The 20,058-nt window shown below is 71.0% G+C and carries 14 protein-coding genes; 3 read left to right on the top strand and 11 right to left on the bottom strand.

All coding sequences use genetic code 11. From position 1 onward, the window contains the following. Positions 1-39 precede the first annotated feature (39 nt). Positions 40-879, bottom strand: coding sequence for an undecaprenyl-diphosphate phosphatase (locus CWS50_RS08885; protein ID WP_127842505.1), 840 nt, complete (start codon positions 877-879; stop codon positions 40-42). Positions 880-1,069: 190 nt separating this feature from the next. Further along, positions 1,070-1,924 (bottom strand): inositol monophosphatase family protein, encoded by an 855-nt coding sequence (locus tag CWS50_RS08880; RefSeq protein WP_127842504.1) that lies wholly within the window; start codon positions 1,922-1,924, stop codon positions 1,070-1,072. A gap of 369 nt (positions 1,925-2,293) precedes the next feature. On the opposite strand from CWS50_RS08880, the gene CWS50_RS13965 reads away from it, so the two are divergent. Together CWS50_RS13965 and CWS50_RS08870 are read left to right on the top strand one after the other, a co-directional pair. Then, complete coding sequence (locus tag CWS50_RS13965; protein ID WP_341472718.1) at positions 2,294-3,655, top strand: NAD(P)H-dependent oxidoreductase; 1,362 nt, start codon at positions 2,294-2,296, stop codon at positions 3,653-3,655. A 234-nt stretch (positions 3,656-3,889) separates the two neighbouring features. Then, entirely contained in the window at positions 3,890-4,846 is a 957-nt protein-coding gene (locus CWS50_RS08870; RefSeq protein WP_127842503.1) for a hypothetical protein, read from the top strand. Positions 4,847-4,971: 125 nt separating this feature from the next. On the opposite strand, the gene CWS50_RS08865 is transcribed toward CWS50_RS08870, so the two are convergent. Next, entirely contained in the window at positions 4,972-5,994 is a 1,023-nt protein-coding gene (locus tag CWS50_RS08865) for a zinc-dependent alcohol dehydrogenase family protein (protein WP_180342432.1), read from the bottom strand. Between CWS50_RS08865 and CWS50_RS14090 the strand changes: the two genes are divergently transcribed. Next, the gene (locus CWS50_RS14090) at positions 5,906-6,586 is read left to right on the top strand and encodes an iron chelate uptake ABC transporter family permease subunit (protein ID WP_371855062.1); all 681 of its coding nucleotides are present in this window, start codon (positions 5,906-5,908) and stop codon (positions 6,584-6,586) included. The genes CWS50_RS08865 and CWS50_RS14090 overlap by 89 nt on opposite strands. Positions 6,587-6,774: 188 nt before the next feature. On the opposite strand, the gene moeB is transcribed toward CWS50_RS14090, so the two are convergent. The 8 genes from moeB to CWS50_RS08820 form a co-directional block, all read right to left on the bottom strand. Then, positions 6,775-8,091 (bottom strand): molybdopterin-synthase adenylyltransferase MoeB, encoded by a 1,317-nt coding sequence (gene moeB / locus CWS50_RS08855; RefSeq protein WP_127843371.1) that lies wholly within the window; start codon positions 8,089-8,091, stop codon positions 6,775-6,777. 10 nt (positions 8,092-8,101) lie between these two features. Next, positions 8,102-10,390 carry an ABC transporter permease gene (locus CWS50_RS08850; protein ID WP_243118263.1) on the bottom strand — a complete coding sequence of 763 codons (2,289 nt, stop codon included), beginning with the start codon at positions 10,388-10,390 and terminating at the stop codon, positions 8,102-8,104. 116 nt (positions 10,391-10,506) lie between these two features. Next, positions 10,507-11,394, bottom strand: a complete 888-nt coding sequence (gene modA / locus CWS50_RS08845; RefSeq protein WP_127842499.1) for a molybdate ABC transporter substrate-binding protein — start codon at positions 11,392-11,394, stop codon at positions 10,507-10,509. 1 nt (position 11,395) lies between these two features. Further along, positions 11,396-12,181, bottom strand: coding sequence for a respiratory nitrate reductase subunit gamma (gene narI / locus CWS50_RS08840; RefSeq protein ID WP_127842498.1), 786 nt, complete (start codon positions 12,179-12,181; stop codon positions 11,396-11,398). Further along, complete coding sequence (narJ, locus tag CWS50_RS08835) at positions 12,178-13,029, bottom strand: nitrate reductase molybdenum cofactor assembly chaperone (RefSeq protein ID WP_127842497.1); 852 nt, start codon at positions 13,027-13,029, stop codon at positions 12,178-12,180. The genes narI and narJ overlap by 4 nt, the downstream gene beginning before the upstream one ends. Before the next feature lies 1 nt (position 13,030). Continuing rightward, positions 13,031-14,719, bottom strand: coding sequence for a nitrate reductase subunit beta (narH, locus tag CWS50_RS08830; RefSeq protein ID WP_127842496.1), 1,689 nt, complete (start codon positions 14,717-14,719; stop codon positions 13,031-13,033). After that, positions 14,719-18,648: a nitrate reductase subunit alpha gene (locus tag CWS50_RS08825; RefSeq protein ID WP_127842495.1), complete on the bottom strand. Its 3,930-nt coding sequence runs from the start codon at positions 18,646-18,648 to the stop codon at positions 14,719-14,721. Before CWS50_RS08825 ends, narH begins: the two co-directional genes overlap by 1 nt. 65 nt (positions 18,649-18,713) lie before the next feature. Then, positions 18,714-20,054 (bottom strand): MFS transporter, encoded by a 1,341-nt coding sequence (locus tag CWS50_RS08820; RefSeq protein WP_243118262.1) that lies wholly within the window; start codon positions 20,052-20,054, stop codon positions 18,714-18,716. Between the last annotated feature and the right edge of the window lie 4 nt (positions 20,055-20,058).

Genomic DNA, 20,058 nt, shown 5'->3' with positions numbered 1-20,058 from the left:
GCCGTCCCCGCCGCCGACGCGGTCCCAGGGCCAGGCCCTTCAGGCGGCGACGACGCCGGTGCCCACCAGGGCCATGATGACCGCCCCCAGGGCCACGCGGTAGATGATGAAGGAGGTGAACTTGTTGGAGGAGACGAACCTCAGCAGCCAGGCGATAGTGGCGTAGGCCACCACACCGGACACGACCGTGGCGATGAGGGTCGCGCTCCACCCGATGCTGGAGTGGCCGATCTCGCTCGCTGCCGTCACCGCCTCCAGCAGCCCGGCGGCCACCAGGGCGGGGATCCCCATGAAGAAGGACAGCCTCGTGGAGGTCACCCGGTCAAAGCCCAGGAGCAGGCCTGCCGAGATGGTCGCCCCGGAGCGGGAGATGCCGGGGAAGACAGGCGCCAGCGCCTGGAAGACCCCGATGGTCAGGGCGTCGCGGATACCTACCTGCCGCATCCCCTTGCTGAGGTTCTTCCTCCGGTCAGCCAGCCACATGACGCCCGACCAGACGATAAGTGCCCCGGCGATGATCCACAGGGAACGGGCTGTGACCTCGATAAAGGGGCGCAGGGCCAGGCCCGCCACGGCGACAGGAAGCGTGCCCAGGATGATTCCCCACCCCAGCGTGTAGTCGGGGTCGCGGCGGGCGCCGCTGTCTCTCAGGCCCCGCAGCCAGGCCGCCACGATCCGCACGATGTCGTTCCAGAAGTAGATGATCGCCGCGATAATCGCGCCGATCTGGATGACTGCGGTGAAGGCGGTCATCCCGACGGAGTCGATGTCGTATCCGAGAAGCCGCTCCACAATATTGAGGTGGCCGGTGGAGGATATCGGAAGGAACTCGGTCACACCCTCGACGATGCCGAGGATGACGGCGTGCAGCCAGTTCACGGGAACTCCCTGGGTCAGTTGGGTGTACAGGCAGAGGCAGGCTACCGGGGGAGCCGTGGCTGCCGCACCCCGCTGGGTGTGGATCCCGCCTCAGCCGCCCTCGACAGGCCTGTGACCGGTCCCCAGGCAGGCGGCTGGTGCGGCCGGTCGGCGGCGACCCAACAGGCCTCAGCCAGCCGACACCAGGGTGTCAGTCGGTCAGCGTGCCCAGGTACTGCGTGGCGGCCGGGTGCAGGAGGGTGTTGGAGGCCAGGGCGCTGCCCCCGAAGGGACCGGCCTGACCCTCCAGCGAGGTGAAGGTGCCGCCGGCCTCAGTGACGATCGGTACCAGGGCAGCCATGTCGTAGAGCGCCAGCTCGGGTTCTGCGGCCAGGTCCACCGCTCCCTCGGCCAGCAGCATGTAGGACCAGAAGTCCCCGTAGGCGCGGCTGCGCCAGCAGGACTGTATGAGCGCCAACATGCCGCGCAGGCGTCCGGTGCCGGCCCACCCGGACAGGGAGGAGTAGGACAGGGAGGCGTCCGCGAGCTTGGCGACCCGGGAGACCTGGAGGCGGCGCGCCGAGCTCAGGGAGCGGCCGGTCCAGGCCCCCCCGTCCGTCGTGGCCCACCAGCGTCGGCCCAGCGCCGGCGCCGACACCAGGCCGACGACGACCTGCCCCTCCTCCACCAGCGCGATCAGCGTGGCCCACACCGGTACCCCGCGCACAAAGCTCTTGGTCCCGTCGATCGGGTCCACCACCCACTGGCGTGCTGTGCTACTTGTGCTGCCTGTGCCGCCCGTGGTCGGCATCTCCTCGCCCAGGACCGAGTCACGCCCGCGCGCCCGTGACAGCCGCTCGCGGATGGTGCGCTCCGCCTCACGGTCGGCCTCGGTCACCGGGGTCAGGTCAGGCTTTGTCTCGACGGTGAAGTCACGAGCGTCGAAGCGCGCCTGGGTCAGCCGGTCCACCTGGTCGGTGATCGTGTGGGCCAGGCGCAGGTCATCGCGCCAGCGGCGCCTGGTCTCCGGGGGCGCGGGCCGTGAGGTGCCGGAGGTCTCGGTCATGACACCACGGTAGCGGCTCGACGCCCGCTCGCCGGGGTCCTCGCCGCTGCCCCCGGGGTCGTGGCGTGACGTGGTGGGCACGCGGCCGGGCCGCTCGCAGGTTGTCCACTATTTGTGAATACCTGCAAGCTTTTGTCGTCCGGCTCGTTGTTTAAGGTGAGGCTTGCGGGCGGCGCAGCGGCGCGGAAAGTGTTGTGCTCACGATAACGTGCGCACAAGAGGGGTCGGTAATGGAAGAGGGCCCAGGACCGGGGCGGCTGCCGGGCTTGTGGTGGGGTAAGGCCGAGCGCGTCGGAGGCACCCAGGAGATTAGGCGGGGCTCGGGGATTCGATTTGGCATTCCTGTTACGCCATCGTTACTGTGTGCGTATGACACACCATGCGGGGAACAGCGGACCCGTAGGCGGGTTCACGCGGGACGATGTTGTCGCTGCCGCGCTGGACATAGGAATCGACACCTTCACCCTGGGCAAGGTAGCCAGGCGTCTCGAGGTGCGTCCAGGTGACCTCAGGCGCGCGGTCAGCTCGCGGGAGGACCTGGTCAGCGCCTGCCTGGAGCGGGTCACCTCGGACCTGCGCCTGCCCCGGGCCAGCCTGGCCTGGCCCGACTACCTTCGCCACCTGGCGGACGCGCTGTGGGCGGTCCTGGAGCGCCACCCGGGCCTGGACCACACACTCATCGACCTGCCCTGGGCCTACCTGCCGTTCGTCCCTGTGGCGAAGAGGTCCCACGCGGCGCTGGTGGCCGGGGGGCTGGGGCCTCACGAGGCCTACCTCGGGCTGGACTACCTGGTCGCCACCGTGCTGACGGCGCACCGGCGCGCCTCGGCGATGCGTGCCCCGGTGGAGGACTCGGCCGGAGCCCGGGAGGGGCTGCGCGGGGTCGACGTCGCCACCAGGATGTGGGACGAGCGCTTCGGCCAGCCCGGCGGCGCCTCCTTCGGCGCGGAGGTGCGCGACCCATCCGCACCGGGCGGTGAGGGTGACACGGACGTCCCCCTGCGTCCGGAGGAGTCCTGGCTGGAGGGCGGGGCGCTCCAGGACCAGGTGGAGGTCCTCATCAAGGGGCTGCGCGCCCTCGGGCAGGTGACGGCGGGCGCGTCCACAGCACCCACCTACCCGGGGGCGTCCTCCCACGGCTACCCGACCCAGCAGGCTCAGCAGAATCAAGGAACGGAGAATCCTGTGAAAACCCTAGTTCTTGTCTTCCACCCGCACATGGAGAGCTCACGGGTCAACAGGGTCCTGGCCGACAGGGCGGAGTCTGCCGGGGAGAACGTGACGGTGCGCTACGTCTACGACCTCTACCCGGACTTCAAGATCGATGTCGCCGCCGAGCAGGCTGCGCTGCAGGACGCCGACCGTATCGTCCTGCAGTTTCCCATGTACTGGTTCTCCAGCCCCGCGCTGCTCAAGCAGTGGGAGGACGACGTCCTCACCTACGGCTGGGCCTACGGGGAGGAGGGGACTGCCTTGCATGGGAAGGAGCTCCTGCTCGCCGTCAGCCCCGGTGGCAGCGCGTACGGGCGCGAGGCGGCCCACTCCTACACGCTTCACGAGCTTCTGCGTCCCTTCCAGGGCTCGGCGCGGGTCATCGGCACCAGGTACGCGGTGCCCTTCCTGACGGTGGGGGCGCTGGAGATCAGTGACGCGGCCCTGGCCCAGCGGGCCGAGGAGTACGCCGCCACACTCGTGGCAGACCGGCTCCCGACGCTGGACACCTTCGGCTGAGTGCCGTTGTGGTGGTGCCCAGCGCCCTGACGAGACGGGGTTGTCCCTCTGCCTCGTCAGGGCGCTTCCTCTGCCCGTGCACGGGCCCGTGTCCTTCGGCCGTGCGACAGGTCCCGGACAGTGTTGCGGACAGTGCGGTGTCGAAGTGGAAAAAAATCGGCAGGACGCAGTATATTACGGTGCAGTAACATCATGGTGAGGTGGCCGGACCGGTCCACCGGGACAGGAGCAGCAATGTGCAGCACACCGCGTTCAGGGACGCCTGGTGACCGCGCCGCAGGTGTTGTGGATCCGGGGGTCGAGGGCGTCTACGCCCGCCACCTTGACCACGTGGTCGACGCGGCAGACACTTTTCTCGGGCCGTGGCACGGATATGACGCCCTCAGCGTCGTCACGGAGGTGGGCAGCGACGGTTCGGCGCGCACCACGGTCGCCTTCCGCGGCGGGGAGGGCTGGCAGGACCCGGAGGAGGTCCGGGCCTGCCGGGGCTGGGGGCCGCAGGACGTCACCCGCTTCCTGCAGGAGGTCAACGGGGCTACCAGCCTTCTCCTGGTCGCCCGGCTCAGGTCGGCGGGGATGCTGCCCAACCGGGTGAGCAGTCTGGTCCTCTTCCGGCTGGGGTACCGCGAGTCGCAGTGGGACTACGGCCCTCTTCTCGACCCTGCGGACAGCGAGTACCAGAAACGCAACTGGAGCCTGGAGGACAGGCACCATGTGGCTGACAGCCTCTGGGCTGACTACCTGGAGGCGTGGTCTGGCTGGTGGCGGAGGTTCCTGGACGGGGCCAGCTGCTGTGAGGCCGTCACCTACGTGCACATGGGTCGCGGTACCCACAGCGCTACGACACGCTTCATCTGTGACGACTACTGGGTCATGAACCACAGCGAGGCCTACGCCCAGCGCAGCAGCGGGGCGGAGGGCTCCGGGGAGATGGCTGGCTTCCAGGACCTTATGGAGGCGTCCTGGGACGTGGCCGACCAGCACGACCTGGGGGTGGTGCGCCGGGCGCTGGAGAACGTGGGACGCGTGCCCTGCGACGTCGTCGTGCGCTACGACCCCACGACCGGCAGCCTCAGCGAGGAGTGGCTGGCACCGGACGGGGGACTCAGCGGTGCCAGGGTGGTCGGCTCGCGCTTTGAGCGGTGGCTGTCTGACCACGGGTACGTCCGCTACCAGGGAGGGCAGGCCTGAGCGCCCGGCGAGCGCCCTGTGGAGTGGAGGGGGGGCAGGTGACCGTGCCCCCGGCGTGCGTCGTCAGACGCCGGGGGCACGGTCAGTTGTGGCTGTGCTGCTCTCGGCCGCCCTCGCCCGGGCTCTCAGGGCCGCAGGAGCACCTTGATGGCGCGGCGCTCGTCCATGGCCCTGTAGCCCTCGGCGGCCTCCTCCAGCGGGATGCGCATGGTGAAGACCTTGCCCGGGTTGATCTCGCCGGACAGGATGCGGTCGATGAGGTCGGGCAGGAAACGGCGCACCGGGGCGGGTCCGCCCAGCAGGCTGACCTCGGCGAAGAACAGCTGCTCGCCGGGCAGGGAGACGCCGTGGGCCACGCCCACGTAGCCCACGTGCCCGCCGGGACGGGTCGAGGCGATCGCCTGCATCATCGACTCCTGGGTGCCCACGGCCTCCACGACGCCGTGGGCACCGTAGCCGCCGGTGAGCTCCTTGACCCTGGCGGCCCCCTCCTCGCCGCGCTCGGCGATGACGACGCCGGCGCCGAACTCGCGGGCCAGATCGGCCCGGTCCTCGTGGCGGGAGAAGACGATGACCTTCTCCGAGCCCAGGGCCTTGGCGGCCAGGACCGCACTCAGGCCCACGGCGCCGTCGCCGACCACGGCGATAGTCCGGCCCGGGCCGGCGTTAGCGGCTACGGCACCGAACCATCCGGTGCCCAGGACGTCGGAGGCAGCCAGCAGGGAGGCGACGACGTCCTCGTCCTGCGGCCTGCCACCGGGCACGGCCACCAGTGTGCCGTCGGCCAGGGGCACACGGGTGTACTGGGCCTGGGTGTCGCCCATGAAGCCCCCGTTGGCGCAGCGGGACTGGAAGCCGTCGGCACAGATCTCGCAGGTGTTGTCGCTCAGGCAGAAGGAGCCCACGACGAAGTCGCCGACCTTGACGCTGCTCACGGCTGACCCCGTCTCGACGACGGTGCCCACGTACTCGTGCCCCATGGGCCGGGGCTCGGTGACCTCGTCCACGCCACGGTAGGGCCACAGGTCGGAGCCGCAGATACAGGCTGCCTCCAGCCTGATGACGGCGTCGGTAGGCTCCACGACGCGGGGGACCTCGCGGTCCTCCACCCGCACGTCGCGGGTGCCGTGCATGACCACACCACGCATGGTGGTGGGAAGAGGCTGCTGTGTGGTGGTCACAAGGACTCCTTTCATGACGGCTGGTCCCTGCTGCTCCACCATAGACCCGCGCGGGTGCCGGAGAAAGGCTCTGACAGGGCCTCCCGTCCCCGCGTGTCTGGGAACCTCCCACCCTGGACGGGCTGCTACCGCCCCGCCTGCCTGGGTGCTACCTCGCCCGGCCCCTGCCACCTTCTCCAGCCCACTGCCTGGTCAGGCCCGGACTGGCTGGGGAGGGTCACCAGCGTCACGGTGCCTGGTCGCGGCACCTCAGCTGGCACGTTGGCTGAGCCGCTCGTCGGGGACCACGCTGGTGGCCTCAGTAGCCATGGGTGCTTTTCTCTTGGTTGTAGTAGACCTGCTGGCCCAGCGCCTGCTCGCCCCCGTCCAGGTTCCGGTGGGACTGGTCCGCTCAGCCTGCGGGGGGTTCTACCTCCTGTGGCCGCTGGGGCGGCGTGGGGACAGCCAGAGCATAGGGGCTGAGACTGCGCGGTCTGAGGACTGGCCTGCGGCTAGGGGGCGATCTGGTTGCACATCTTGGGCCTGCTGGCCCTCCTTGGCTCCTGGCGGAGGCACGTGATGGCGGGGCAAAACGAGAGTCCTAGTTCCGGGAGCGTGTGGGTGAGAGAGTGAAGATGTGCAGCACGGTTCTTGCTGCACATTATGGTCTGTCTCGGACACCGGGGCAGGGCGCGGTTTCGCGAAGTGGAGCGGTTGGCTGGCTCGCGGCTGGGCTGAAGATGTGCAGCCCTGACGCTGTGCAGCCCGCTACGACCAGTCCCGGAGCCCTCTCCAGGCTGCCACGCCACCCTCAAGAGTGGCCATGGCACCGGAGTAGCCTGCGGCTCGCAGCGCCTCCACTACCCTGACGGAGCGCTGTCCGGCGGCGCACACCACCACTGTGAGCCGGTCGGTGTCGAGCTCGCTCATGTGCTCCACCACCTCCCCCAGCGGGATGTGGTGGGAGCCCGGCAGGGGAGCGCCCGGGAGAGGGTCCATCGCGACCTCGACCTCCTCACGCACGTCCAGGACGGCCACGGCTTCCCCCTGATTCTGGTGCTCCCGCAGCCATTCGGGCGTCACGGTGAGCACAGGCCAGGGCTGCGCGGAACCGGTGACAGGTTCGGACGTGGGCGAGGCAGCAGCCTGGGTCGAGGCAGACGGGACGGTCGTCTCCGGTGCAGAGACAGGTGGGGGCGCCGTCGGCGCGCAGAGGGCTGAGCCGGTTCCGGGCTCCTCCGGGAGACTGGTGACCGAGGGGCTGTCCCCGCAGGTGGGGCACTCCGGGTTCCGCGACACCGGTACCTCCCGGACCCGCCCGCCCCAGGCGTCCACCACCAGGAGCCGCCCGATCAGCGGCCGGGCGCCGCCGACGACGAGCTTGAGGGCCTCGGCGGCCTGCATAGCGCCGATGATCCCCGGCAGCACGCCCAGGACGCCGGCCTCGGCGCAGGAGGGTACCGAGCCCGGTGGCGGGGGAGCCGGGTGCAGGCAGCGGTAGCAGGGGCCGTGGCGGGAGTCGAAGACCCCGACCTGCCCGTGAGAGCGCAGCACCGCCCCGTGCACCAGGGGCAGGCCCAGAAGCACAGCAGCGTCGTTGAGGACGTAGCGTGCGGCAAAGCTGTCCGTCCCGTCGATGACGAGGTCCCACCCGCGCAGCACCTCCACGGCGTTGGAGGCGGTGACCCGCTCCCGGTAGGTGCGGACCTCCACGTCAGGGTTGAGCGTCCGGAGAGCCTCGGCCGCCGAGTCCACCTTGGGACGGCCCACACCGGCGGTGGTGTGGATGACCTGGCGCTGGAGGTTGCTCACGTCGACCTCGTCGTCATCCACCACGCCCAGGTGCCCGGTCCCAGCCGCAGCCAGGTAGAGGGCTGCGGGCGAGCCCAGGCCCCCAGCGCCTACCAGGAGGATCCTCGCGGCCCGGATGCGCTGCTGGCCTGCCAACCCGACCTCGGGGACCAGGGCGTTGCGGTGGTAGCGGACCAGCTCGTCGCGCCTCAGCGGCTTCAGCCGGTCCTCGCCGACCACCGGGGGCCACAGCGGTGGGGGGCCCGAGGCGGGCGGGGGATCCGGCGCGGACATCCGGTCAGCACTACGGTTCATGGTTGTCTGCTCCCGGTCCGAGGAGGGGGGAAGATCGTGAGGGTCTTGAGGGCGGTGCCCCGACAGTGCGCGGGGCCTCCGGGTCTTCCGGGGCCTCCGAGGCGGCAGGGGTGGGCGCTCGGCGGGGCACGACACGCACCTCGACAGCCTTGACCACCGCCCACAGCTTCTGGCCGACCCCGATCCCCAGGTCAGCCACGGCCCCTGTCGTCACGGTGGCTCTCAGCCGCTGTCCTGGCGCGACCTCGACCGTCACCTCTACCAGGGCGCCGACCCGTTCCAGGCTCCTGACGGCCCCACGCAGCACGTTACGAGGGCTGCCCTGGGGGGCGTCGCGGTAGAGGGCGACCGCGTCGGGCGGCACGAGGGCCGTACCCGGCAGGCCCGGCTGGAAGCCCTCAATCACCTCCCCGGGCCGTCCGTGGACGATGGTGCGGGGGTCCTGCCCGGACCACTGCCCGGCAGTCCAGTCTGTCGCGACGGCATCCCGGACGGCGCCTGCGCGAGAATCCGGCTCGCTGCCCGGTACCGTGGCTGGCTCTGTGGGTGGTGCGTCGCTCAGCTCCAGCGCCGGGGCCTGCGGTGATCCCGCCAGGGTCCCGGCCAGTACTGTGGTGCCGGTCATCTGAGCGGTGAAGTCAGAACCAGGACACGACAGCACCTGGTCCGTCTCACCCGTCTCGACCACCCGCCCCCGCTCCAGGACGATGACGACGTCGGCCAGCGCCACGACATCCAGGACGTCGTGGGTCACCAGCAGCACGGTCAGCCCCTCCTCCCGGGTGCGACGGGCCACCAGGTGGCGCATCTCCTGGCGGGCGGCCACGTCCAGGGAGGCTGTCGGCTCGTCCAGGACGAGGACACGCGGCCGGGTGGCCAGTGCGCGGGCCAGGGCCACCCGGGCCGCCTGCCCGCCGGAGAGGGCCCCGCTCGGACGGCCGGCCAGGTGGGTGGCGCCTGCGGCGTCGAGCTCGGCCCAGGCACGGCTGCGCGCCTGGGCAGGCGACAGTCCTTGGCAGCGGGGACCGAAGGCTACGTTGTCCAGCACGGACATGTGGGGGAACAGCGTCGGCGCCTGGTCGAGCAGCGCCACCTCCCGGCGCCCCGCCGCCACGAAGCCCTCGGGTCCGTCCAGGAGCCTCCCGCCCAGGCGCACACGCCCACCCGTGGCGTCCACCAGGCCGGCGGCCACGGCGCACACCGTGGACTTGCCCGAGCCGTTGGGACCCAGGAGTGCCGTGACTCTCCCGGCGAGCGCGAGCAGGCTGACGACGACGTCGCGCTCAGGGGAGGAGAAGACCACCTCCAGGTCCTCCCCACGGCTGGTTGGGGCGCCGGAGCCGGGACCGGTGCTGGCGGTGGTGCTGCGGGTGGCGGTGGGACAGGTTCCGTTGCCGTCAGGGGTGCTGCGGGTGGCGTCAGAGGTGGCGGTGCTGGCAGTGTTGGGGGCGTCGTACGCGTCAGGCGTCTCAGCGCCTGGGTGCGGCTGGGTGCGGACCACCAGGGCTGCTCCGGCTCTCCTGACCGCAGCGACCAGGCGGTCCCAGCGCAGGGTGGTCGCGCCCACCACCACGAAGGACACGGCAGTGAGAAGCGTCGCCAGGGCCAGGGCCGTGGGGGTGTCGCTCTCCCGGGCCAGGTAGATGGCCAGGGGCATGGTGCGGGTGACCCCCTCCCGGGAGCCGGCGAAGGCGAGGGTCGCCCCGAACTCGCCCAGGCTGCGCCCCAGGGCCAGCGCGGTGCCTCGCGCCAGCGCCGGTGCCACCAGGGGCAGGGTGATACTCAGCAGGACCCGCCAGGGCCCGGCCCCCAGGGTGCGCGCCACCGTCTCCGGCCGGGTGTCACGGCTGCGCAGCGCCGCCTCCAGGGTCACCACCAGGTAGGGCAGGGAGACGAACACCTGGGCGATGACCACCGCCGTCGTGGAGAAGGCGACACCCACGCCCCAGGCCTCCAGCCGCGCGCCCAGCAGGCCGCGCCGTCCCAGGGTGGACAGCAGGGCGATCCCGGCTACCACCGGCGGCATGGTCATGGGCAGCACCGCCAGCACCCGGGCCAGGCGAACCCCCGGCCACCGCTGGGCCAGGACCAGGGCCAGAGGCACCCCCAGCACCACGCAGACCGTGGTGGAGGCCAGGCAGGTACGCAGGGACAGCAGCAGGGCGCTGCGCGCGCCGTCGGAGGCAAGCAGGTGCGGCACCTGGCCCCAGCTGACCCGGCTGCCCAGACCCGCCAGGGGCAGGATGAGGGCGCAGGCGCCAGCCAGTGCCAGGAGCACGACGACGGTAGGCAGGGGGGTGCGACCGGCCCGTGGGCGAGGGGGGAGGGGCCGACGGGCGCCGGTGCCTGGCCGGTGGTCGGGAGCCACGTGTGCCCGCCGGAGGAGAGGTCTCACTACTGACTGGCTGGTGAGGGCTCGGAGGAGGCGGGTGCTCCGAACCCGTAGTCGGCCAGGACGGCCTGCCCCTCCTCTCCCGTGACGGCGTCGATGAAGGCCTGGGCTGCCTGTGGGTTGGCAGGATCGGCGGTGGTGGCGACGGGGTAGTGGGTGACGACCCCGCCGTCGGGGATGTCGAGGTGCTCCACGCTGGCGGCTGCGGCGGCGTCGGTGGCGTAGACGATGCCCGCCTCGGCCTCACCGCTCTCCACTTTGCCGCGCACGTCGGTGACTTTCTGCTCCTCCGACACCGGGTCCAGGACCACGCCCAGGGCCTCGGCCAGCCTGGCGGTGGCCTCCCCGCAGGGGACCTCCGGGGCGCACACCACCAGGTCAGCCCCCACCAGGGAGGAGTCCAGGCCGGTCACGCCTGCCGGGTTGCCCTCCGGGACGATGAGGGCCAGCACATTGGTGGCGAACTCTGTGGGCTCACCCACCAGGGACTGGGAGGCGGCGTCATCCATGGTGGAGGTGCTGGCGGTGGCCAGGACGTCGGCGGGAGCGCCCTGGGCCAGGGAGGCCACCAGGTCCTGGGAGCCCTGGAAGTCAAAGGTGAGAGACAGGCCCGGGTTGTCCTCCTCCACCGTGGCTCCGATCTCCTCGAAGGCCTTCTGGAGGGAGGCTGCGGCCAGCACGGTCAGCTCACCGGAGGCTGCGGGGCCGGAAGCACCCGCAGGGCCGGAGGCGTCTGCGGGGCTGCCGGAGCCGCTGGAGGGGGCACCACAGGCGGCCAGTGAGACAGTGGCGAGGGAGGCGGTGGCCAGCAGGGCAACGGCTGCCACTGCCACCCGGCGGGTGGTGTGAGCGGCGGTGCGTCGCTCCGGTGAGGGGCGGGGCGGTCTCATGTCAGGCACCCTGGGAGGGGGCGACGTCGTTGGCCCCCTGGTTGCCCGTGCCCTGGGTGCGCACCGGGGCCCAGCCCCGGCGCGCGGGGGGTGTGGCGGCAGCCTCACGGGAGCGGTAGACCACGTAGGGACGGGTCGTGTAGCCCACGGGTGCTGACACCGCGTGGACCAGGCGGGTGAAGGGCCACACCGCCAGGAGCAGGAGGCCGGCCACCACGTGGAGCTTGAAGGACAGGGGGACCTCGGCCATGAGAGCGGGCCGGGGCTGGAGGACCAGCACCGAGCGCAGCCAGGGGCTGATCGTCTCCCGGTAGTCGTAGCCGTGGGCGTCCATGAGCTGGTTGGTCACCGTGGCGAAGGTGCCCAGGAGCACCGGGACGATGAGGAAGCAGTACATGACGACGTCGTTGCGGGTGGTGGCCAGCCGTACCGACCTGACCACCACCCGGCGGTAGATGAGGCCCACCAGTCCCAGGACCGTCAGCACCGCCGCCAGCATGCCCAGGTAGGTGGCGCCCAGGTGGTAGACGTGCTGGCTCACCCCGACCGCCTCGGTCCAGGACCTGGGCACCATGAGGCCCACCAGATGACCGCCGATGACCATGAGGAAGCCCAGGTGGAACACGGGGGAGGCCAGGCGCAGCATCCGCGACTCGTTCCACTGGGAGGACCGTGAGGTCCACCCGAACTGGTCGGTCCGCCAGCGCCAGACCATGCCTGCTACCAGGAGGACCAGGCAGGCGTAGGGCAGCGCCACCCAGACCAGGTTCTGCTCGACCGGGCTCATGTCAGGGCCTCCTGACGGATCGGTGCCTCCTGCGGGCCGGGCGGGCCAGCGGCAGGCACAGGGTGTGAGGGGTGCTGTGGGTGGGGCGTGTGGGACAGGGACGGTCCGCCAGCAGCGGGGTAGGAGGCCGGCAGGGTGGGGAAGGGCAGCATCTCCGTGACGCCGACGTTCACACCGACGGTCTCTGCGGGTGGCCCGGCTGCGACCAGGGCCTGCACCCGGGAGGCGGTGGCCTCGTCAACGGGCGGCAGCGTCATGGACACTGCCTCCACCAGGTCGGCGTAGGGGGAGCCGATGTCCACCAGGGCCGAGCGCAGCACCTCAATGCCCTCGCGGTGGGCGGACAGGAGGACCTGGGCCACCTCGTCGTTGCTGCGGGCGCTGAGCTCCAGGACCACGGGCAGGTAGTCGGGCAGCTCCTCACCCGACGTACCGGCCATCTCGTAGCCCGTGGCCGCCATCGCCTGCTTGAAGGCCAGGATGGCCGCGCCCCGGTGACGGGTGTCGCCCACCGCGTAGTAGGTCAGGTACAGGCAGCAGCGGCGACGGCGGTCAAAGGTCTCCACGTAGTGCTCTGCCATGGTGCGCTCGCTGTGGCGGCGGGCGGTGTCCACGAAGCGCCTCAGGGGGGCGGCCACGGCCTGGGGCACCGCCTCCGGGCTGGCCGCCAGGGCAGCCTCCACGGCGTCCAGGCGCTGGCTGAGCGCCCCCTCCTGCGGGTAGTCCAGGAGGAGGGAGGCGGCCATGTGGACGGTGGCGCGGCCGGACTCCTCCAGCGCGACCACCGGCGGGGGCTGGAGCACCTGGGGGGCGCGGACGAAGGGGGCTGAACCTGTTGTACCCGCCATGTCAGGACTCCCCGTCTGGTGCAGCAGGCACACCTGCGGCGCTGCCCGGGGCGGGGGTGCCGGTGGCGATGGGCCGGGGCACGCCCACTGGGGAGGCGCCCGGGCCTGCGGCGGGGACCGGCTCCCTCCTGATGGTGGGAATGGGCAGGGTCACCGGGGCGGCTGGTCCCGAGCCTGCCTGACCGTGGAAGGAGGCGACGTCGGAGCCGCAGCCTGCGGGAGCGCCCTCGCCCAGCAGCAGGCGCACGTCCTGGTCCGCACCCTCCACCCCGGCCATGCCCCGGGGAGCCTCCGGCTTGGCGGTGGGCACGACGTAGCGGTCGTCGTACTTGGCGATGGCCAGCAGCCGGTACATGGCCTCCAGGCGCTGGGCGTCCAGGCCCACGCTGGCCGCGATCCCCGGGTCCGGCTCGCGGCCCAGGCGGACCTCGCGCATGTGGGAGCGCATGGCAGCCAGGCGGCGCAGCACCAGCTCCACCGTGTTGGTCTCACCGGCGGTGAACAGCCCGGCCAGGTACTCCAGGGGGATGCGCATCTCGGAGACGGCGGTCAGCAGGACCTTGTGGTCCTCCCCGTCCAGGCCTGCTGCTGCTACCTCGTCCACGACGGGGGACAGGGGCGGGATGTACCAGACCATGGGCATGGTCCGGTACTCCGGGTGCAGGGGCAGGGCCACCTCGTAGGTGTCGATGAGGTCCCACACGGGGGAGGCCTGGGCGGCCTCGACCCAGCTGTCCGGCACGCCCTGCGCACGGGCCCCGGCCACGACCTGCGGGTCGTGGGGGTCCAGCAGGATCTCCCGCTGGGCGGCGTAGAGGTCCTGGGGGTCCTGGACGGCGGCCGCCTGGGAGACCCGGTCGGCGTCGTAGAGGAGGACGCCCAGGTAGCGCAGGCGCCCCACGCAGGTCTCGGAGCACACCGTGGGCTCGCCCACCTCCAGGCGCGGGTAGCACAGGGTGCACTTCTCCGCCTTACCGGTGGCGTGGTTGACGTAGACCTTCTTGTAGGGGCAGGCGGACACGCACATGCGCCAGCCGCGGCAGGCGTCCTGGTCCACCAGGACGATCCCGTCCTCGGTGCGCTTGTACATGGCGCCGGAGGGGCAGGCGGCCACGCAGGTGGGGTTGAGGCAGTGCTCGCAGATGCGCGGCAGGTAGAACATGAAGGCGGACTCGATGTCTGTGCGCACCTTGGTGCTCATGCCGGTCAGGACCGGGTCCTGGTCCAGGGTCTCGGTGGAGCCGCCCAGGTCGTCGTCCCAGTTGGGTCCCCACTCGATGGTGGGCATGTACTCGCCCGTCAGCTGGGAGCGGGCCCGGGCCACCGGGATGGTGGGGGAGTCCTTGGGGGCCGACAGCAGACGGTCGTACTCGTAGGTCCAGGGCTCGTAGTAGTCCTCGACCGTGGGCATGTCCGGGTTGGCGAAGATCTGGGCCAGCCGACGCAGACGACCCCCGGAGCGCGGCCGCAGGCGCCCGCTGGCGGTGCGCTGCCAGCCTCCGCGCCACCGGCCCTGGTCCTCCCAGCCGCGGGGGTAGCCCACGCCCGGGCGGGTCTCCACGTTGTTGAACCACATGTACTCGGTGCCCTCGCGGTTGGTCCAGGCCTGCTTGCAGGTTACCGAGCAGGTGTGGCAGCCGATGCACTTGTCGAGGTTCATCACCATCGCGATCTGGGCCATGACCTTCATCAGAACGTCACCTCCTGGTTGCTGCGACGACGGATGAGGGTGACCTCGTCGCGGTTGTTGCCCGTGGGGCCGATGTAGTTGAAGGCGTAGGCGAGCTGGCCGTAGCCCCCGGCGAAGTGGCTGGGCTTGAGCACGATGCGGGTCAGGGAGTTGTGGGTGCCGCCGCGCCTGCCGCTGCGCTCGGTCAGGGGCGTGTTCATGGTGCGCTCCTGGGCGTGGTGCATAAACACCATGCCCTCGGGGACGCGGTGGGACACGACAGCCCGGGCGGCCACGATGCCGTTGCGGTTGTAGGCCTCGACCCACTCGTTGTCGCGCACCCCGACCTTGTCCGCGTCCTGGGGGCTCATCCAGATGGTCTGGCCGCCGCGCCCCAAGGTGAGCATGTGGAGGTTGTCGAAGTACTGGGAGTGGATCGCCCACTTGTTGTGGGCGGTGATGTAGCGCACCGCCACCTGGGCGGTGCCCTCCTGGCTGGTGCCCACCGTGCCGGGAGGGGCCTCCCCGTAGAGGGCGTGGAAGTCCAGGGGCGGGCGGAAGACGGGCAGGGACTCGCCCATGTCGCGCATCCAGTCGTGGTCCAGGTAGTAGTGCATGCGACCGGTCAGGGTGTGCCAGGGCTTGGCGTGCTCCACGTTGACCACGAAAGCCGAGTAGCGCCGCCCCCCGTGCTCCGAGCCGGACCACTCCGGGGAGGTGATGACCCCCTGCGGCTTGGTGCGGGTGTCGGCAAAGGTGATGATCTTGCCGGCCTCCTCCGCGCTGAGCCCCGCCATCGCGGTGCCGGTGCGCACGGAGAGGTCCTGCCACCCCTGGGTGGCGATGCGCCCGTTGGCCGTGCCGGACAGTGCCAGGATGGCGTCGGCCGCCCGGATGTCGGTGTCGAGGAGGGGGCGGCCCGCCGCCTGACCCGTGGAGGAGGTCCCGTGGTTGCGGGCCAGGCGCTCCACCTCCGGGCCGGGCTTGAGCATGATGCCCTTGCAGGGCAGCCCCAGCCTCTCCGCCAGCGGTCCCAGCGTGTCAAACTTGGCCCGGATCTGGGTGTAGTCGCGCTCGACGGGGACCAGCTTGGGCATGGTCACCCCCGGCACCCACTCGTGGGGCAGGCCGGAGACGTCCCCGTGCGCCATGGTCAGGGCATCGGGGGTGTCGTGGTTGAGCGGGGCGGCCACGACGTCGGTCTGGGTGCCCAGGTAGCGCGGCGCCCAGGCGGAGATGAGCCCGGCCAGGTCCTGGAAGATCTGGAAGTCCGTGCGCGCCTCCCACGGCGGGTCGATGGCGGCGTTGAAGGAGTGCACGAAGGGGTGCATGTCCGTGGAGGAGATGTCGTGCTTCTCATACCAGGTGGCGGCGGGCAGGACGACGTCGGAGTGCAGCGTGGAGGAGGTGTTGCGGAAGTCCGAGGTCCACAGCAGGTCCAGCTTGCCCGTGGGCGCGTCCTCGCGCCAGGTCACCGAGACGGGGCGGTCGCCGGGAGCGGCCTCGGTGGCGTTCACGTCGTTGTCGGCTCCCAGCATGTGTCGCATGAAGAACTCGGTTCCCTTGGCCGAGCTGCCCAGCAGGTTGGTGCGCCAGTTGCACACGATGCGGGGGAAGTTCTCCGGGGCGTCGGGGTCCTCGCAGGCGAAGCGCAGCGTGCCCGCCTGGAGCTCCTTGACGACATAGTCGGCGGGGGCCATCCCCTCGGCCGCCGCCTGCTGGCCCAGCAGCAGGGGGGAGCGGCTGAAGGTGGGGTAGGACGGGGTCCAGCCGCGCTTCATGGCCTCCACCATGGTGTCGGTGGTGGTCTTGCCTGCCATGGTGCCCGGTCCCAGGGGGGAGGCCAGCCGCTCGGCGGAGGTGGAGTCGTAGCGCCACTGGTCGGTGGTGAGGTACCAGAAACCTGTGGAGATCATCTGCCGGGCTGGGCGGTGCCAGTCCAGGGCGAAGGCGTACTGCTGGAAGCCGCAGATGGGGCGGACCTTCTCCTGGCCCACGTAGTGGGCCCAGCCGCCGCCGTTGACGCCCTGGGTGGCGCACATGGAGGTCAGCGCCAGGATGGTGCGGTAGATCTGGTCGGCGTGGTAGTAGTGGTTGATGCCCGCACCCATGAGGACCTGGGAGCGTCCGCCTGACTCAATGGCGTTGAGGGCGAAGTCCCGGGCCACCTTGATCATGGCTGGCCCGGGCACGCCGGTGACCTCGCTGGCCCACGCCGGGGTGGCCGGGACGGTGGCGTCCTGGTAGCTCTGCGGCCACTGGCCGGGCAGACCGGGGCGCGCCACCGCGTACTGGGCCAGCAGCAGGTCGTAGACGGTGGTCACCAGCCGGTCGCCCACCCGGGCGACGGGGACGCCACGGCGCACGACCCCGCCACCCACGCTTCCTTGGGGGGTCTGTGAGCCCGGCAGGTCGAAGCGGGGCAGGAGCACCTCGGCGGCCTGCACCGGGGGGTGCGCGACGGAGGCCGGGGCGGGGTCGTCGACGGCGTCGACGGCCTGCGTGGACGTCCCGGCCCCGGTGGCACCGGGGTCCTGGAGGTCCAGGATGCTCATGACCGGGTCCACTCCGTCCATGAGCAGGTTCCACCGGCCCTCGCCCTCGGGGGTGAAGCGGTCCGCCAGGGTCCCGCCGGGGTCGGCCGGGCCGCGGCGGCGGTCCCACACCAGGGGGCGGAACTCGTTCTTCGGTGCGCCCTGGGCCACGCCGTCGACGTCTGAGGCGGTGAGGAAGCGCCCGGGCACCAGGCCGGTGCCGTCAGGGGAGGTCTCCAGGGTGATGAGGAAGGGGGAGTCGGTGTGACGGCGCATGTAGTCCAGGAAGAAGGGCTCGCGCCGACCCACGTGGAACTCGGAGAGGATGACGTGCCCCATGGCCTGGGCCAGGGCGCCGTCGGTGCCTGGCGCCACCCGCAGCCACTGGTCGGCGAACTTGGTGTTGTCGGCGTAGTCGGGGGAGACGGCCACGACTTTCTGCCCGTGGTAGCGGGCCTCGGTCATGAAGTGGGCGTCAGGCGTGCGGGTCAGGGGAAGGTTGGAGCCCCACATGATGAGGTACTGGGAGTTGTACCAGTCCCCGGCCTCGGGCACGTCGGTCTGGTCGCCGAAGACCTGGGGGGAGGCGGGCGGAAGGTCGGCGTACCAGTCGTAGAAGGAGAGCATGGTGGCGCCGATGAGCTCGTGCAGGCGTGCCCCGGCCCCGTAGGAGACCTGGGACATCGCCGGGATGACGGAGAACCCGGCGATACGGTCCGGCCCCCAGGTGCGGATGGTGTGGACGTAGGCGGCGGCCACGATCTCCATGGCCTCCTCCCAGCCCACCCGCACCATGCCGCCCTTGCCACGGGCGGACTTGTAGGCGCGGGCCGTGTCCGGGTCTCCGGTGACCTGGGCCCAGGCGGCCACGGCGTCGCCGTCGTTGGCGGCCTTGGCGGCACGGAAGGAGTCCAGCAGGACGCTGCGCACGTAGGGGTAGCGGATGCGGGTGGGGGAGTAGGTGTACCAGGAGAACGCCGCCCCGCGCGGGCAGCCCCGGGGCTCGTACTCGGGCATGTCCGGGCCGGTGGTGGGGTAGTCGGTGGCCTGCTTCTCCCAGGTGATGACCCCGTCGCAGACGTAGACCTCCCAGGCGCACGACCCGGTGCAGTTGACCCCGTGGGTGGAGCGGACCATCCGGTCGTGGCTCCACCGGTGCCGGTAGAAGGAGTCGGCGTCGCGCCCGCCCTCCAGGAACAGCCTGCGGGCGTCGGCCGAGGGGCGTCCCCGGCGCAGGTAGGAGCCCAGGGCGAACAGTCCCGGGACGTTCTCGACCTGGGTGCCGGGTCCGGGGACGGTGGGACGGAGGGTGCTGCCGGTACTGTCAGCAGGACTGGAGGGGAGCCTGCCGGTCCCGTCGGCGGGACTGGATGCCGGGCTTCCCGGGGAGCCGTCCGTGGGGCTGGAGGTGGTCATTGCTGCTCCTGAGTCTGTGCTGGGTCTGTGCTGCGTCTCTGCTGGTTCGCTGACGGGGACGCGGATCACCCGGGGCGCTTGGCTCCCGGCCTGGCGTAGCGGACCCAGGTGATGACGGCGCACACCACGCAGAAGACCGAGCAGCACCAGAAGAAGGTGGCGGCGGGCAGGACCGACAGCGCCGCCCCCACCAGGAACGGTCCCAGGGCGGCCACGGCGGCGGTGAAGCCGATAGCGCCCCCGGCCTGGCGGCGAGGCATGATCATGGGCATCTGCTTGAAGGTGGAGGCGTTGCCCACCCCGGCGAAGAAGAACATGGCGAGCATCCCCCACAGGAAGGGGGTGAAGTCGCTGGGGTGGTCCGGGCTGGTCAGCTGGACCGCGCAGAAGGCCATGGTGGCGGCCATGCCGAGGGCGGACACCAGGGTCCACACCGCCCCACCGAGGCGGTCGCACAGCGGCCCCCAGGCAAACCGCAGGAAGGATCCGATGAGGGTGCCCAGGAAGGCGTAGGAGGCGCCTGCGGGCAGCTGGGAGGCAGGGAAGGACTCCGCCAGCGGGGAGCTGGCGCCAAAGCTGTTGTTGATGATGAGGGCGGTCTGGGCGGCGAACCCCGAGAACAGCCCGAAGGTCATGATGTAGATGACGGTCATGAGCCAGGTGTCGATGTTGCCGAACACGTCGAGCTGCTGGCGGATGTTGGCCTTGACAGGCACGTCCTTGAGGTAGGCGAAGGCCAGGAGGGCGGCCAGAAGCGACCAGGGCAGGAAGAAGACGGTGGCGTTGACCACCACGGGGGCGTCGTCGTCGAAGGGGTGGACCCAGGTCAGGCCGAAGAGGCTAGTGCTCATGAGGAAGGGGGCGGCCAGCTGGATGACGCTCATGCCCATGTTTCCCAGGCCGCCCTGGAGTCCCAGGGCGGTGCCAGACAGCCTCTTGGGGAAGAAGAAGCCGGTGGAGGGCATGTAGCCGGAGAAGGTGGCAGCGCCGATGCCGCAGGTGAAGGCCAGGCCCAGCAGCACCGGGAAGGAGGTGGACGGGTTCTGGACGGCGAAGAACCAGCCGAGCATGGGCAGGACGTAGAGCAGGGAAGAGGCCCCCACCATCATGCGCGTGCCGATGGTGGCCGGCAGGAACATGTAGACCAGGCGCAGGAACCCGCAGGACAGCCCTGGCATGGAGGTCAGCCAGTACAGCTGCTCCCGGGACAGGTCGAAGCCGATCTCGCCCAGCCGGGGGGCGATGGCGCTGGGAAGGAACCAGACCGTGAAGCCCAGCATGAGGGAGAAGGTGGTGATGGCCAGGGTGCGCCAGGCGACGGTAGCCGACCAGCGGCCCGGGTCCTCAGGGTCCCAGTCGGTGAGGACCCGGGCCGGTGGGTCGGCTGTGGTGGGGGTAGGCATCATGCTC

The organism is Actinomyces wuliandei (assembly GCF_004010955.1).
GTDB classification, from domain to species: Bacteria; Actinomycetota; Actinomycetes; order Actinomycetales; family Actinomycetaceae; genus Actinomyces; species Actinomyces wuliandei.
The sequence above is the reverse complement of the archived record's forward strand: the minus strand, read 5'-3'. Positions and strand labels throughout refer to the sequence as shown.